The sequence below is a fragment of the Arthrobacter sp. NicSoilB4 genome, from assembly GCF_019977335.1.
In the GTDB taxonomy this organism is placed as follows: Bacteria; Actinomycetota; Actinomycetes; order Actinomycetales; family Micrococcaceae; genus Arthrobacter.
In genome coordinates, this window is record NZ_AP024653.1 from 3,280,278 (window position 1) to 3,294,363 (window position 14,086).

The 14,086-nt window shown below is 67.1% G+C and carries 15 protein-coding genes; 8 read left to right on the plus strand and 7 right to left on the minus strand.

What is annotated here, in order from left to right; genetic code table 11:
• The first annotated feature begins 21 nt into the window (after nucleotides 1-21).
• The 3 genes from LDO13_RS14955 to LDO13_RS14965 are packed head-to-tail and all read left to right on the plus strand — an operon-like array spanning nucleotide 22 to nucleotide 3,088.
• A complete protein-coding gene (locus tag LDO13_RS14955; RefSeq protein WP_224047472.1) occupies nucleotides 22-975 on the plus strand; it encodes a 1,4-dihydroxy-2-naphthoyl-CoA synthase in 954 nt (317 codons plus the stop codon).
• Between the two features lie 28 nt (nucleotides 976-1,003).
• Nucleotides 1,004-2,158 (plus strand): AMP-binding protein, encoded by a 1,155-nt coding sequence (locus LDO13_RS14960; protein ID WP_224047473.1) that lies wholly within the window; start codon nucleotides 1,004-1,006, stop codon nucleotides 2,156-2,158.
• Between the two features lie 48 nt (nucleotides 2,159-2,206).
• Nucleotides 2,207-3,088, plus strand: a complete 882-nt coding sequence (locus LDO13_RS14965) for a 1,4-dihydroxy-2-naphthoate polyprenyltransferase (protein ID WP_224047474.1) — start codon at nucleotides 2,207-2,209, stop codon at nucleotides 3,086-3,088.
• A gap of 76 nt (nucleotides 3,089-3,164) precedes the next feature.
• Here the strand turns inward: LDO13_RS14965 and LDO13_RS14970 are convergent, their stop codons facing one another.
• Nucleotides 3,165-3,473 carry a DUF4229 domain-containing protein gene (locus tag LDO13_RS14970; protein WP_224047475.1) on the minus strand — a complete coding sequence of 103 codons (309 nt, stop codon included), beginning with the start codon at nucleotides 3,471-3,473 and terminating at the stop codon, nucleotides 3,165-3,167.
• 149 nt (nucleotides 3,474-3,622) lie between these two features.
• On the opposite strand from LDO13_RS14970, the gene LDO13_RS14975 reads away from it, so the two are divergent.
• Nucleotides 3,623-4,039 (plus strand): PLD nuclease N-terminal domain-containing protein, encoded by a 417-nt coding sequence (locus LDO13_RS14975; RefSeq protein ID WP_224047476.1) that lies wholly within the window; start codon nucleotides 3,623-3,625, stop codon nucleotides 4,037-4,039.
• Between the two features lie 537 nt (nucleotides 4,040-4,576).
• The gene (locus LDO13_RS14980; protein WP_224047477.1) at nucleotides 4,577-5,233 is read left to right on the plus strand and encodes a hypothetical protein; all 657 of its coding nucleotides are present in this window, start codon (nucleotides 4,577-4,579) and stop codon (nucleotides 5,231-5,233) included.
• Between the two features lie 321 nt (nucleotides 5,234-5,554).
• On the opposite strand, the gene ccsB is transcribed toward LDO13_RS14980, so the two are convergent.
• Genes ccsB through LDO13_RS15005 form a run of 5 tightly spaced genes read right to left on the minus strand, consistent with a single transcriptional unit; the run spans nucleotide 5,555 to nucleotide 10,580 of the window.
• Nucleotides 5,555-6,661: a c-type cytochrome biogenesis protein CcsB gene (gene ccsB / locus LDO13_RS14985; RefSeq protein ID WP_224047478.1), complete on the minus strand. Its 1,107-nt coding sequence runs from the start codon at nucleotides 6,659-6,661 to the stop codon at nucleotides 5,555-5,557.
• Nucleotides 6,661-8,523, minus strand: coding sequence for a cytochrome c biogenesis protein ResB (locus tag LDO13_RS14990; protein ID WP_224047479.1), 1,863 nt, complete (start codon nucleotides 8,521-8,523; stop codon nucleotides 6,661-6,663). Before LDO13_RS14990 ends, ccsB begins: the two co-directional genes overlap by 1 nt.
• Entirely contained in the window at nucleotides 8,523-9,278 is a 756-nt protein-coding gene (locus tag LDO13_RS14995; RefSeq protein WP_224047480.1) for a cytochrome c biogenesis protein CcdA, read from the minus strand. The genes LDO13_RS14990 and LDO13_RS14995 overlap by 1 nt, the downstream gene beginning before the upstream one ends.
• Before the next feature lie 13 nt (nucleotides 9,279-9,291).
• A complete protein-coding gene (locus LDO13_RS15000; protein WP_224047481.1) occupies nucleotides 9,292-9,912 on the minus strand; it encodes a TlpA disulfide reductase family protein in 621 nt (206 codons plus the stop codon).
• 2 nt (nucleotides 9,913-9,914) lie between these two features.
• The gene (locus LDO13_RS15005) at nucleotides 9,915-10,580 is read right to left on the minus strand and encodes a histidine phosphatase family protein (protein WP_224047482.1); all 666 of its coding nucleotides are present in this window, start codon (nucleotides 10,578-10,580) and stop codon (nucleotides 9,915-9,917) included.
• Nucleotides 10,581-10,790: 210 nt separating this feature from the next.
• On the opposite strand from LDO13_RS15005, the gene LDO13_RS15010 reads away from it, so the two are divergent.
• From LDO13_RS15010 to LDO13_RS15020, 3 genes are all read left to right on the plus strand, one after another.
• Nucleotides 10,791-11,339: a YceI family protein gene (locus LDO13_RS15010; RefSeq protein WP_224047483.1), complete on the plus strand. Its 549-nt coding sequence runs from the start codon at nucleotides 10,791-10,793 to the stop codon at nucleotides 11,337-11,339.
• A gap of 254 nt (nucleotides 11,340-11,593) precedes the next feature.
• Nucleotides 11,594-12,283, plus strand: a complete 690-nt coding sequence (locus tag LDO13_RS15015; protein ID WP_224047484.1) for a hypothetical protein — start codon at nucleotides 11,594-11,596, stop codon at nucleotides 12,281-12,283.
• A 215-nt stretch (nucleotides 12,284-12,498) separates the two neighbouring features.
• Nucleotides 12,499-13,320, plus strand: coding sequence for a Yip1 family protein (locus LDO13_RS15020; protein WP_224047485.1), 822 nt, complete (start codon nucleotides 12,499-12,501; stop codon nucleotides 13,318-13,320).
• Between the two features lie 64 nt (nucleotides 13,321-13,384).
• On the opposite strand, the gene LDO13_RS15025 is transcribed toward LDO13_RS15020, so the two are convergent.
• Nucleotides 13,385-14,080 carry a redox-sensing transcriptional repressor Rex gene (locus LDO13_RS15025; protein WP_224047486.1) on the minus strand — a complete coding sequence of 232 codons (696 nt, stop codon included), beginning with the start codon at nucleotides 14,078-14,080 and terminating at the stop codon, nucleotides 13,385-13,387.
• Nucleotides 14,081-14,086 lie beyond the last annotated feature (6 nt).

Here is a 14,086-nt window from a genome sequence, read left to right on the forward strand (position 1 = left end):
GCCGATTACTAGACTCGGACTGTGAGCAACGAAATCCCCGCCAAGGTATCCGACGTCTTTGACCCCACCCGCTGGCGCACCGTGTCCGGCTTCGACGACTTCCAGGACATGACCTACCACCGGCAGGTGGAGCGTTCCGCGGACGGCACCGTGGTGCGGGACCTGCCCACGGTCCGCATCGCCTTCAACCGGCCCGAGGTGCGCAACGCCTTCCGCCCGGGCACCGTGGACGAGCTGTACCGCGCCATGGACCACGCCCGGATGACCCCGGACGTGGCCACTGTGCTGCTCACCGGCAACGGCCCCTCCGCCAAGGACGGCGGCCACTCGTTCTGCTCCGGCGGCGACCAGCGGATCCGCGGCCGGGACGGGTACCGGTATGCGGAGGGTGAAACCCAGGAGACCATCGACCCCGCCCGCGCCGGCCGGCTCCACATCCTCGAGGTCCAGCGGCTCATGCGCACCATGCCCAAGGTGGTCATCGCCGTCGTGAACGGCTGGGCGGCCGGCGGCGGTCACTCCCTGCACGTGGTTTCGGACCTGACCATCGCCTCCCGCGAGCACGGCAAGTTCAAGCAGACCGACGCCACCGTGGGCAGCTTCGACGCCGGCTACGGCTCCGCGCTCCTGGCACGCCAGATCGGCCAGAAGGCCGCCCGCGAGATCTTCTTCCTGGCGCGGGAATACTCGGCCGAGGACATGGTCCGCCTGGGCGCCGTCAACGAAGCCGTGGACCACGATCGGCTCGAGGAGGTGGCGCTGGAATACGCCGCAGACATCGCCCGGCAGTCCCCGCAGGCCCTCCGGATGCTCAAGTTCGCCTTCAACCTCGCCGACGACGGCCTGGCCGGCCAGCAGGTCTTCGCCGGCGAAGCCACGAGGCTCGCGTACATGACGGACGAAGCGGTGGAGGGAAAGGACGCCTTCCTGGAGAAGCGCGATCCGGACTGGTCCCGGTTCCCGTACTACTTCTAAGCCCAGAACAACTCCCGAAGGCAGCCCTGTGACCTCCCAGCACCCGAACATCGAGCCCGCGCTCAAGGCGCTGGCGGACGCCCTCCACGGCGAGGGTCCCGCCGTCGAGCTTTCCGCCGGCCCCGACGGGAACGTTGTGGTCTCCGCCGTCAGGACGCCGGGCTACAAGGACGCCGCAGTAGTGGTGCGGACCTCCGGCTCCACCGGCACGCCCAAAGCGACGGTCCTGACCGTGGACGCCCTGGCGGCGTCCTCCATGGCAACCGCCTTCGCGCTGAAGGGCGAAGGCCAGTGGCTGCTCGCCCTGCCCGTGCAGTACGTGGCCGGTGTCCAGGTGCTGGTCCGCTCGCTGTTCGCCGGCACCCGGCCCTGGGCGATGGACCTCAGCGGCGGCTTTACCCCGGAGGCCTTCACCGAGGCGGCGCTGGAAATGACGGACAAGATCCGCTTCACCTCGCTTGTGCCCACCCAGCTGCAGCGGCTGCTGGACTCGCCGTCGGCCGAGACGCTGGCTGTGCTGCGGCGCTTCAACGGGATCCTGCTTGGCGGCGGCCCCGTGCAGCCGGGACTGCTCGCAGCCGCCCGCGACGCCGGACTGCGCGTGGTGACCACGTACGGTTCCGCCGAGACCTGCGGGGGCTGCGTGTACGACGGCGTTCCGCTCGAGGACGTGCTGGTCCGAGTGGACGGCGACGGGCGCATCCTGCTGGGCGGAGCCACCATCGCCGCCGGCTACCTGGATGCCCCGGAACTGAGCGCTGAGGCGTTTGTGGAGGACGACGGCGTCCGCTGGTACCGGACCAGCGACCTCGGCGAGCTGGACGCTGACGGGAAGCTGACCGTCCTGGGGCGGGCGGACGACGTCGTCATCACTGGCGGCGTCAAGGTCTCCGCCGCGCATGTGCAGGCGGAGCTGGAGAAGCTCGACGGCGTGCTGGCCGCCTTCGTCGCGGGCGTTCCGTCCGACGCATGGGGGCAGGCCCTCGCCGCCTACGTGGCACTGGCCGACAGCTCGCCGGACGGCATCCAGGACTTCACCGAGGGCGCCGCCTGGGCACCGGCGCTGGGCGCGCTGGCCCCGAAAACCGTACTGGCGTCCGATGGACTTCTGATGCTGCCGAACGGCAAACCGGACCGCCTGGCGATGACGGTTCGGCTCACCGAGCTGCATCAGGGAAAATAGAACGGCCGGGCACTCCCGGTCTCACCAAACCAACACGAGGTACTGAACGTGGCAACAGCCGCTCAATGGATCCAAGGCGCCCGACTGCGCACCCTGCCGGCCGCGATCGCGCCTGTCCTGATCGGCACCGCGGCCGCGTACGAGATGGACGCATTCCTGCCGCTCCATGCCGTGCTGGCCGCGCTGGTGGCCCTGCTGCTGCAGATCGGCGTGAACTACGCCAACGACTACTCTGACGGCATCCGCGGCACCGACGAGGACCGGGTGGGCCCGCTCCGGCTGGTCGGCTCAGGCGCCGCGAAGCCCGAGCACGTCAAGTACGCCGCGTTCGCCGCGTTCGGGCTGGCGATGGTGTTCGGCCTGGCGCTGGTCATCCTCTCCCAGACGTGGTGGCTGATCCTGGTGGGCGTCGGCTGTGTCCTCGCGGCCTGGGGATATACGGGCGGGAAGAATCCCTACGGCTACATGGGCCTGGGCGATTTGTTCGTCTTTGTGTTCTTCGGCCTGGTCGCCACTCTCGGCACGACCTATACGCAGGCCGGCCAGATCAGCCTCGCCGCCATCATCGGCGCGATCGGCACCGGCCTGATCGCCTGCGCGCTGCTGATGGCCAACAACGTCCGCGACATCCCCACGGACCGGAAGGCCGGGAAGAAGACCCTGGCCGTCAGGCTCGGCGACAAGCATGCCCGGGAAGCCTACGTGCTGATGCTCGCCGTCGCGATCCTGCTGCCGATCGTGCTGGCGCCGACCCGGCCGTGGATGCTGATTGTGCTGCTGCTGATCCCGGCCAGCCTGATGCCGTCCTGGCTGATGATCGCCGGCCGGCGCCGCAAGAGCCTGATTCCGGTGCTCAAGCAGACCGGGCTGATCAATCTCGGCTACGCGGTGCTGTTCTCGCTGGGCCTGGTGCTGAGCCACGGCTTCTAAGGTGCCACGGCACCTGCGGTGAGCCGGACGTCGTCGGGGATCGACCCGCCGTCCGGCCCCTCAGCTCCCTGCGGAGCTATTTGTCCTTCGGGCGGCTGTCCGTGTGCACGGTGATGTCCGGGTGCTCGTCGACCAGGCGGTCTTCGGCGTCGGCGTCGTCCACTTCCCCGGCGCTGCGCAACGGCTTGGCCTTGCCCGAGAACCGCTGGTGCAGTGATGCGGCGGCGGCGTCGCGCTGCTTCTGGAAGAAGAGGAAGCTGATTGCGAACGCCATCATGCCCGCGCAGAGGACGGCCAGGAACCATCCGAGCTGGAGGTAGACGAACAGCGCGAACAACGGCACGAAGAGCGCCAGCCGGATCAGGGAGTATTTCAGGAAAGCCACCCTCCAAGTTTAGCCGCCCAGGAGTCAACCGGCCCACCGGGGCCTGCGTCCGGCACCTCCAGCTTCCCTCCGGGACGCCCGGGGTTCCCTTCTCGGAGACCGGCACATCGGGACAAGCCGGAGACTCCCCCGGAGGCTAGACTGATTACATGCTCCGTGTAGTGATTGTCGTCGCCGTAATCGTCGTGTTTGTCTACGGACTCGTCGACGTGATCCGCACAGACCCTCGCCAGACGAAGGGTATTTCGAAACCGGCGTGGATCGTGGTGCAGATCGTCCTTCCGGTGATCGGCGCCATCATCTGGTTCCTCATTGGCCGCCCGCGCGACACCACCCCGGCCCGCTCCAATTACAGCCATCCCATCGCGCCCGACGACGACCCGGACTTCCTGCGCAACCTCGAACTCCGCCGCCGCCAGCAGGCCGAAGCCGACCGGCTCAAGAAGCTCAAGGACGAGTTGGACGCCAAAGAGCGCAAGGCCGACGAGGCCAAGGGCACGCGAGGCCCCGAGTCCGGCGAAGCCTCCGGCAGCGGCGACACGCAGGGCACCGACGAGGTCAAGTAAGAAGTACACGCCTGCTGGAAGGGCGCTCTTGGTCGTGTTCACGTTGCCAGCTCGCGGCTCAAGGCACTGGATACTCCTGGGTCGAACATCGTCATCGACAGGACCGTCCGCTTCCCTCTGAAAGCCTGTGCGTGTGGTGGCCGCTTGGCCATGGGACATCTCCCCCACACTGTGGATAACCTCTAAGGCCCCTCCCGACGGGGCCAGAATGCTCGTATGCACGGGCCCAGCGAGCTTCCCACGCAGCTTCGAAACCAGCCCTTCACCGTGGCCGAGGCTAGAGCCGCCGGGCTGAGCCGACGTCGGACCAGGGCCCGGGACCTCGTCGCCCCCTGCCATGGAGTGCGCGCCGCGGCTGCCACCAAGGACACTTTGTTGGAACGTTTGCGCGCCTTGGCTACTGTGACCGGCGCTGTCGTGAGCCACCTGTCTGCCGCGGTGCTTTGGGGCTTTCCCCTGCCACTTGCATCGGAGGGCCTTGCTTTCGTCCATCTGACCTGTGATCCGGGCCGGCGGGCCGTGCGGTACAAGAATGTCGTGGGCAACCAGCTGTCACTCGAACCGGATGAAATTGTGGCCGGGGTCTGGGTAAGCTGCACCTCCCCGGTTCGGACGTGGTTCGACCTCGCCGGCATACTGAGCCTCGACGATCTGGTGATTGCCGGCGACTTCCTGCTGCGCCGGAGGAACCCGCTGACCACGGTCGATGCCTTGGACGCATTCCTCGCAGGGAAGCAGGGCGGGGCGGGCTACCGGCCTGCCATGCGTGCCCGGGCCCTGATGCGCGCCAACACGGACTCCCCCAAAGAGACCGAACTCCGGCTGCTCATGATCCGCCACGGCCTGCCGGAGCCCGGAATCAACGTCCCGATTTTCGACGAGACCGGCGGATGGATCCAGGACCCGGACCTGTCCTATGGGCGGGAGAAGGTGGCCATCCAGTACGACGGCGGCCATCACGCCAATCCGGCGCAGCGCCGCAGCGACATCTTCCGGGACGAAAACGCCAGGGATGCCGGATGGCGCGTTGTGGTCCTGACCCAGAGGGACCTTGAGCCACTGGCACCCGGCATGGAACCGACTGCGGTGACCCGGGTGCGGGCGGCGCTGACGGAGCGCGGCTGGACGCCCGAACCGGGCCGGAGCCCGAGGCGTACGTCCGCCGCCCGCCGATCTGACACGAATGGCCGCTAAGAGGGATGGTTTAGCGGCCACTTGTGGCGAATCGACGGAGACCGAACTCGCATAGCGGCCATTTGTGGCGAATCGACGGAGCAAATGAGCCCGAGCCACATTGGAACGAAGTCCTGGGCGGGATCTACCAGCATTTCCCCGCCGAGCAACGCCACGCGTGCACCCATCTGACACGAATGGCCGCCAACCCGGGTGGCTTAGCGGCCACTCGCGGCAAACGGGTGATGACGGGAGCGTCGTAGCACCCATCTACGCGAATGGCCGCTAAGCGGGGTCGCTTAGCGGCCATTCGTGGCGAATCGCGGGGCTTGGAACAGCGGGTTACAGCCCCGAGTACGAGTGCAGGCCGTTGAAGAACTGGTTCACGATCGTGAAGTTGAAGACGACACAGAGGTAGCCCACGATCGAGAGCCAGGCTGCGCGGGTTCCGGTCCAGCCACGGGTGGCGCGGGCGTGCAGGTAGCCGGCGTAGACCACCCAGATCACGAACGTCCAGACTTCCTTGGTGTCCCAGCCCCAGAAGCGGCCCCAGGCCTTCTCGGCCCAGATGGCGCCGAACATCAGCGTGAAGGTCCAGCCGACGAACGCGATGGCATTGATCCGGTAGGAGAGGTTCTCGAGGCTCAGCGCGGACGGGACGAGCCGCATGAAGCCCAGCTTGTCGCCGCCGCCGGCAGCGATGGTCTTCTGCCGGTGCGACTGGACCAGTTGCAGCGCAGACATTGCGAACGTCAGGGTGAACAGTGCGGAGGACAGCACGGCGATCGAGACGTGGATGATCAGCCAGTAGCTCTGCAGCGCGGGAACGAGGTGCCCCACAGGCGTCCAGTACGCCACGGAGGCAGCGACGAGCATGATGATCGCCAGGCCCACCACGAAGGTGCCCAGGAAGCGCAGGTCGCGCCGCACCAGGACGATCAGGAAGACGGCCACAGCCACGAACGCGCCGGTGGTGAGGAACTCGTACATGTTGCCCCACGGCACGCGTCCCGCGCCGATGGCCCGGGTGATGACGCCGGCCGCGTGGATCGCAGCGCCCAGCACCGTCAGTGCGACGGCGACCCGGGCGGGAGCGCGGCGCTCGGCAGAGTAGCGCATGCCGCCGTCGGCGGTCTGGCCGATCCCGCTGGCATTCCCGGCAGCGGCACCCGTCACGGACGACGGGCGTTCAGCCCGGCCAACAGGCCCGGCCACGTCCGAATCGGTCCGGTCAGCAGCCCCGGAGGAGGACCCGACGCCGGCACCCACCGGCACGCGGGCGGCGTCGGCGCCTGAGAGCTCGGCGGCCCTCAGGTCCACGGCGCGCAGGGTTTTGCTGCTCTTGGCAAGGTCCCACGCGAAGGCGATGAAAGCCACCGTGTAGGTGCCCGCCGCGAGGAGCATAAACAACTCGCTGAACTGGCCCATGGTTTCGTTGATGGGGAGCATTACTGATCCTTCTTTGACTCGGAAGAGCCTGCTGTTGACTGGATGAAGTCTGCTGCGGGGTGGTCCGTCGGGACCTGTGAAGCCCCGGCGTCGGGCAGCTTGGTATCCGCCCGGTCATTATCCGCTGTCCCGCTGGGAGCGGGCTGGGAGTCCCCAAGATCCCAGGCACCGATGAGCAGTTTGCGGATCGCTGTAGCCTCCCCTGCCAGCCGGTGGTCCTCGCCGCGGGCCAGGAGACCGTATTCCACCATGGTGCGGCCGTCCTCGTGGGTACCGGTCCGGACCCAGACGCGGCGGCGGTTCACGTACAGCGAGGTGACCAGGCCGGCCACCGCCAGGAGCGCGAAGATCAGGGCGTACAGCTGGCCCGGATTGTGGTGGATGTCGACGCCCACGTAGCGCTTCACGCCGTCGAAGCTGATGGAGCCCTTGCCGTCGGGCAGGGTGTGGGTGGTCCCCGGCGTCAGGACGATGCCCCCGGCGTCGAGGTTGCGGGCGTTGAGCGGTGTGAGCTTCTTGACGTCGAGCTCGAAGACGTTCTGCGGGGCGCCGTCGTCCAGTCCCAGGTCGCCGTAGTACGAGTTCAGGGTCAGCTGCGGGTTGAACAGTTCCGGATCGCCGCTGAAGGACACGCCTTCCTCGGTGATGAACGCGGTGGGCAGGAAGAAGCCGGCGAAAGCGAGCTGGTCGGGCTTGGCATCCGGGACCTTGATGACCGCGGAGGAGTAGTAGTTGTCGCCCTGCAGTTTGGCCACCACCGGGCCCTGCATTGCGATGTTTCCGGCGCCGTCGCGGACGGTGACCACCGGGGCGTAGCCGTTGCCGGTGAGGTACATGCTGGTGCCGCCGAGGGTGAGCGGATCGTTGACCTTCAGCACCTCTTTCTTGGCGGGCGCGTCCGGCGTTTCCTTCGTGGTCACGTCGGCCTTGAAGTCGATGGGCTGGCCGTTCTTGCCCCGGGACTCCCGGTCGAAGGTGATCTGGAACTTGTCCAGCTGGACCGAGTACGGCTGGAGCTGGCTGCTCTGGAAGTTGGTGCCGGGCGTGAACTGGTCGTAGCCCACCAGGGTGTTGACGAAGGTGTCGCCCTCCACGAGGATCCGCTGCCCGCTGTAACCGAACAGGCCGCCGATAGCGACGGACACGAGCACGCCGATCAGCGAGGTGTGAAAGACCAGGTTGCCGACTTCGCGCAGGAAGCCACGCTCGGCACCGATCGAGGGGCGGGCGCCGTCGCGGTCGCGGACGTCGACGCGGTAGCCGCGCTTCTTCAGCAGCCCGGCGGCGTCGGTGATGGCGCGCGACGCCGGGATCCCGGCGTCGGCGGGAATCACGAGCGTCCCGTATTCGGGCAGCCTGGACAGCCGCGCGGGTGTCCGCGGCGGCTGGGAACGCATCGCCTTGTAGTGCGCGATTGCGCGCGGGACCACACAACCGATCAGCGAAATGAACAGCAGGATGTAGATTGCCGAGAACCACGCCGACGAGTACACGTCGTAGAGCTGGAGCGAGTCGAGGATTTTGCCGTAGTCCGGGTTGTCCTTGATGTACTGGGTGACGATCGCGGGGTTGGCGGGCCGCTGCGGGAACAGCGAGCCGGGGACCGCCGCGACGGCCAGCATGAGCAGCAGGAACAGCGCGGTGCGCATGCTGGTCAGCTGGGTCCAGGCCCAGCGGAGCATGCCCAGCGGGCCGAGTGTGGGCAGGACAGCTTCAGCCTTCGCGGCCTCGACCGGGTTGGCGTCAGGCTTGGGACCGGCCGCGCCGGGCTTGGCAGCACCGGACGTCCCGTCGGGCTTGGCGCCGTTAGCCTGGGTGCCGTTGGCTGGGAGATTCTTCTCTTCGTTCACTCGCTCGCTCATCAGATCGGCAATTTCACATCGGTTTGGAACCAGTACTGCAACTCGGAGACCCAGGTCCCCCACACGCCGGTGGCCATCAGCAGGCCCAGCCCCACCAGGATTCCGCCGCCAATGCGCTGGATGGCGAGCCGGTGTTTGCGGAAGAAGGACATCACGCCGATGCCGCGGCGCACGGCCAGGGCAATCAGCAGGAACGGGATGCCCAGTCCTAGGCTGTAGACGAACGCCAGGAACGCACCCTTGGCCGCCGACGAGCCGCCGGAGAGGCTCAGCAGCTGGACTGCGGAATAGGTCGGGCCGATGCACGGCGCCCAGCCCAGCCCGAAGGTGATGCCCAGCAGCGGCGCGCCCCACAGCCCGGCCGGCGGCTTCGACTGGATCTTGGCATCGCGCTGCAGCCAGCCGAAGCCGCCCATGAACACGACACCCATGATGATCACGAGGATGCCCAGGACCTGGGTGATCCAGGCGTTCTGGGAGCCGGTGATCAGCGTCCCCAGCTGTCCGAACGCGCCGCCGAGCAGCACAAAGATCACCGAGAACCCCAGGACAAAGAGCCCGATGCCGGCCAGCATGCGGCCGCGCTTCTGCTTCTGGAGGTCGACGCCGGTCAGTCCAGTTACGTAACCCAGGTACCCCGGCACGAGGGGCAGCACGCAGGGCGAGAGGAAGGAGACGAAACCGGCGAGCAGTGCCACCGGGATGGCAAGCAGCAGCGATCCGCTCAGGATGGCTTCGGCGAAGGGGCTGTTCACGGTGGCTGGCCCGCTACTCTGCCACAGCAGCGGCGATGAGGGACTTCAGGGTGCCCTTTTGGATTTCCCCGAGGACACGGGACGCCACGCGGCCCTGCTTGTCCAGCACCAGCGTGGTGGGCACGGCGCCGGGGGGAACCAGCCCGGAAACGGCCAGCAGCACGGCGCCGTCCTTGTCGTTGAAGCTTGGGTAGGTCAGGTTGAAGGTCTTGTCGAACGCCTCCGCCGTGGCTTTTTCGTCGCGAAGGTTGACGCCGAAGAACTGCACGCCCTGGCTCTTGAATTCCTGATGCAGGGCCTCCAGGGACGGGGCCTCAACCCGGCACGGCGCGCAGGCCGCGAACCAGAAGTTGAGCACGGTCACCTGGCCTTGGAAAGCCTCGGCAGTCACGGCGGTGCCATCGAAGAGTGTGCCCTTGATGGCAGTCGGGCTCTTGCGGTCCGCGACGGCGAATTCAGTCACCGAACCGTCGCCGGCCACGTAGTTCTTGTTGTCGCCCGCCTTGGCCTGCTTGGCCAGGGCATCCTCCTGGGCGCAGCCGGACAGACCCAGCACGACGGCGAGGGCCGCGCCGCCGGCTGTCAGGACGTTGCGGCGGGTCAGTTGTGACGCGTTGGTGTTGTTGGCGGGCATGCTCAGGCTCCGGGGGTGCTGGACGCACCGGGAAGAAGGGCGGCCGCAGGCTCGCTGTACTCGACGCGCAAAAGGTTCCCGGCGCCGTCGAACGTCAGGGAGGTGACCGAGGTGAGGGTGCATTCGCGTTTGCGCGGATCATGCCACAGGGGCTTGCCCTCGGCGCTGAGCCTGGTGGCCCAGATGGGCAGCTGGTGGCTGACGAGGATGGCTTCGGCGCCATCGCCGCCGAGTTCGAGGGCCTGCAGCCGGGCATCCTGGACCGCGGCCATGACTCGGGCGGCCTGGTCTTTGTACGGCTCTCCCCAGGATGGCCGGAACGGGTTGCGCAGCATCGGCCAGTGCTTCGGTTTGAGGATCTCCGCCTTGTCGACGTGGAGCCCCTCGAAGTAGTTGGCGGCCTCGATGATCCGGGCCTCGGTAGTGATCTGGAGGTTGAGCGCCTCGGAGATCGGCTGCGCCGTCTCCTGCGCGCGGGTCAGCGGCGAGGCAACGAGGTGGACGAGCTTCGCGCCCCGCGCGGCCCGCTCACTGAAGTGCTCTGCAAGCGTTCGCGCCATCTCCCGGCCGAGCTCGGAGAGGTGGAAGTCCGGCAGCCTGCCGTACAGGACGCCGTCGGGGTTGTAGACCTCGCCGTGGCGGAGCAAATGAACAGTGGCTTGGGGCATGTGTACCAGTTTCTCAAAGGGCAGGGGCAATGACGAAATCTTCTACAAGAAGTAGAACTGAAGTGTTTGGAGAAATGTTCCCTGGAGTTGGAATAAAAGATGCAAATGCATGTTTATACTGGGTGAAGCAGTTAGTTGAGACTTCAACAAATGATGCTTCAACTGACGATCAGACCATCGAACGACCCACCCGACTCAAGGAGAACCACCATGGCACTTCCCGCCAACGTCACCACCGGCACCTGGACCCTCGACCCGTCGCACAGCGAGATCGGCTTCACCGTCCGCCACGCAGGCATCAGCAAGGTCCGCGGCCAGTTCACCGACGCCGCCGCCACCCTGGACCTCGCCGAGGACGTCACCGATTCGAAGGTGAACGCCACGATCAAGACCGCGAGCTTCGACTCCGGCGATGTCAACCGCGACGGCCACGTCCGCGGCGAAGACTTCTTCGACGTCGAGCAGTTCCCCGAGATCTCCTTCGTTTCCAACACCATCGTCCCCAAGGGTGACGCCTACGAACTCCAGGGCGATCTCACCATCAAGGGTGTTACCCGTCCGGTGGCCCTTGAGACCGAGTTCAACGGCGTTGCTGTCGACCCGTTCGGCAACACCCGCGCCGGCCTGTCCGCCGAGACCACGATCAGCCGCAAGGACTTCGGCCTCACCTGGAACGCAGTCCTCGAAGCCGGCGGCGTGCTGGTCAGCGACAAGGTTGCCATCAACCTGGAACTGGCCTTCATCGCCCCCGCAGCCTAGTCCGCAACACTGGGCCTGCCGGTTCTTCGGGACCGGACCAGCCCTGAGCGTTGCAGCCGCCGGCACCCCGCCTCGTCCCCGTGACGGAGCGGGGTGTTGCGGTTAACCCAGGGTGCCGTGTTTGACCCGGCTGCCGCGGTTTCCGGTGCAGTCTGTGCAGTCTGCAAGTGCCCTTTTTGGCGGGGTCCCGTCATGCCCGGCAACACGGTCAAATTCCCTAGATACAGGCTCATTCGCCGTCTACAGTGAGAGCCATGAGCAACCCCAATGAGGTACCTCCGCCGCAGGAACCGGGCGACCGGCAACCGCAAACGGGCAGTGTCCCGCCCGCCGGCGCCGAGGCGCCTCGGGTCGTGCCGCCGGCGCCGGACGGGAACCAGCCGCCGGGCCATCCGGCACCTGGCTACCAGCCCCCGCCCCCGCCCGAATATCGGGCGCCGGGCCGGCCGGCTGGCGGCTTCCGCTTCGAGCTGCCGACGGACCGGCCGCAGAACTTCAACGACGCCATGCCTCAAGGCGGGTTCTCCGGCATGTTTACGGTCTCCTGGCTGCCGACGGAGCTGAAGGTCGCCTATTGGATCTGGCTCATCGGCGGACTGCTGGGACTGCTCGGCGGCGTCATCGGACTCTTCGGGTCGTTCGTGCTCCTGGCGGTGGCTCCAGGTCTGGGTTTCCTGGTGCTCCTGCTGGTGCTGGTGGCACTCACGCTCGCCGCGGCACAGGTCATCCTGGCCATGAAGATGAAGGAGGGCCGCGAGTGGGCCCGCTTTGCGCTGACCATCGTCGCGGGCATTTCCCTGCTGCTGGCCATTCTCAACGACAGCGCGGCAGACGGCCGGGGCGGCGGGAGCTGGCCGAGCTTCATCATCAGCCTGGTGGCGACCGTGCTGATGTGGCTGCCCAAGTCGCAGGCATGGTTCGAGTCCCTGCGGGGCCGCATCTGAAGCACCGCTGATTTCCGTCCCTGCACTGCCGGGGCGGCCTCCGGCTGCCCGCGGACGCGACCCCGCGGCGGCCGCCCCGGCGCGGGCTGAGAATACCTCTCCGGAATGATCCCCACGGGCGCCGGCCCGCGGTACGGTGGACTTAAACCATGCTGGGGGCAGGGCAGGAAGCTGTTTCCGGTATCCGAACGAGACCGCAACGCAAAGGAACGCCCATGAGCATCCCGCCAGTCCCGCCGTCGAACCCGGACGCCTCCGAGCCGGGCGACCAGCCGGCACCCCGCTATGGCCAGAACACACCCCCGCCCGGCCAGCAGCCCCCGTCCGCCCCGCAGTACGGGCAGACCGCGCCTTCTGCGCCGCAGTACGGGCAGGCTCCGTCCGCGCCGCAGTACGGCCAGCAGGCACCGCAGTACGGCCAGAACGCCCCGCAGGTTCCCCAGTACGGCCAGAACCAGCCACCATACAACCAGCCGCCGTACAACCAGCCCCAGTACAACCAGCAGGCTCCGCAGTTCGGACAGCCCGCGTACGGCCAGTCCCCGTACGCCCAATACCCCTCCGAGCAGCCGCAGGCCACGGCCGGCATGCCCAAGCTCGTCAATACGGCGTTCTGGCTCATCATCGCATCCGGCGCGGTATGGATTATCTCGCTGCTGATGGCTCTCGGCACCCTGGATTCCCCGCAGATGCGGACCATGTTTGAACAGCAGATGGCCGCGAGCGGCGCCGACATCCCCTATGAGGACATCCGGGGCGTGCTCGTCGGGAGCATCCTGGTGTTCGCCGCGATCAGCGCCGGGCTCTACGCCCTGGTCGCCCTGAATGTGCGCAAGGGCAAGAACTGGGCACGGATCCTGGGCACTGTCTTCGCCGCCCTGTCGATCTTCAGCATTTTCCCGCTGAGCCTCGGCACCCTGGCAGTCCTCCTCGGCATCGCGGGCATCGTGATGCTGTACCTGCCGGCAACGTCGCCCTATTTCAGCAAGCAGCAGCCGTTCGCCAACCCGTACGGTCAGCCGGGCGGACCGTACTAAGCGGCCAAGCACGTTACCAAGGCACCACCGCGGAGGGCGCGGGAGCCGGAGGGGCTGACTGAATCTAGTCAGCGTCCTCCGGGTCCTGCGCCCTCTGTGCGTGATAGGCGAGAATCTGGAGTTCGGTGGCCATGTCCACCTTGCGCAGGTTGACCCCGGGCGGCACCTGCAGCATCACCGGGGCAAAACTGAGAATGCTCCGCACACCGGCGGCAACCACGCGGTCGCAGACGCCCTGCGCCACGGCGGCCGGCAGTGCCAGGACCACCATGTTGGCGCCGGTCCGCTGCAGCACAGGCTCGAGGTCGGCAGCATCACTGACTCGCAGCCAGCCCACCTCGCTGCCCACTACCAACTGGTCGGCGTCGAAGATCGCAACAATGTCGAAGCCCCGGGACTCGAACCCGCCGTACCGGGCCAGGGCCTTGCCGAGGTTGCCGGCACCGACGATGGCGACCTTCCAGTCGTGTGTCAGGCCCAGTGCCGCGGCAATATGCCGGTTGAGGTACTGCACTTCGTAGCCGACGCCCCGGGTCCCGTAGGAGCCAACATAGGAAAGGTCCTTACGGAGCGTGGAGGAGCTGACCCCTGAGGCCTCGGCCAGGGATTCGGAGGAGACTCTGTCGACACCCTCGGAAAGCAGGGTGGTGAGGGCGCGCAGATAGATGGTCAGCCGGGCCACTGCCGCGGGCGGAATCTGCTTGGAAGCAGTCCCTGTTCCCCCGGGCAGCGCGTCAGGGGATGAATCCAGCGAAGTCACTATCTG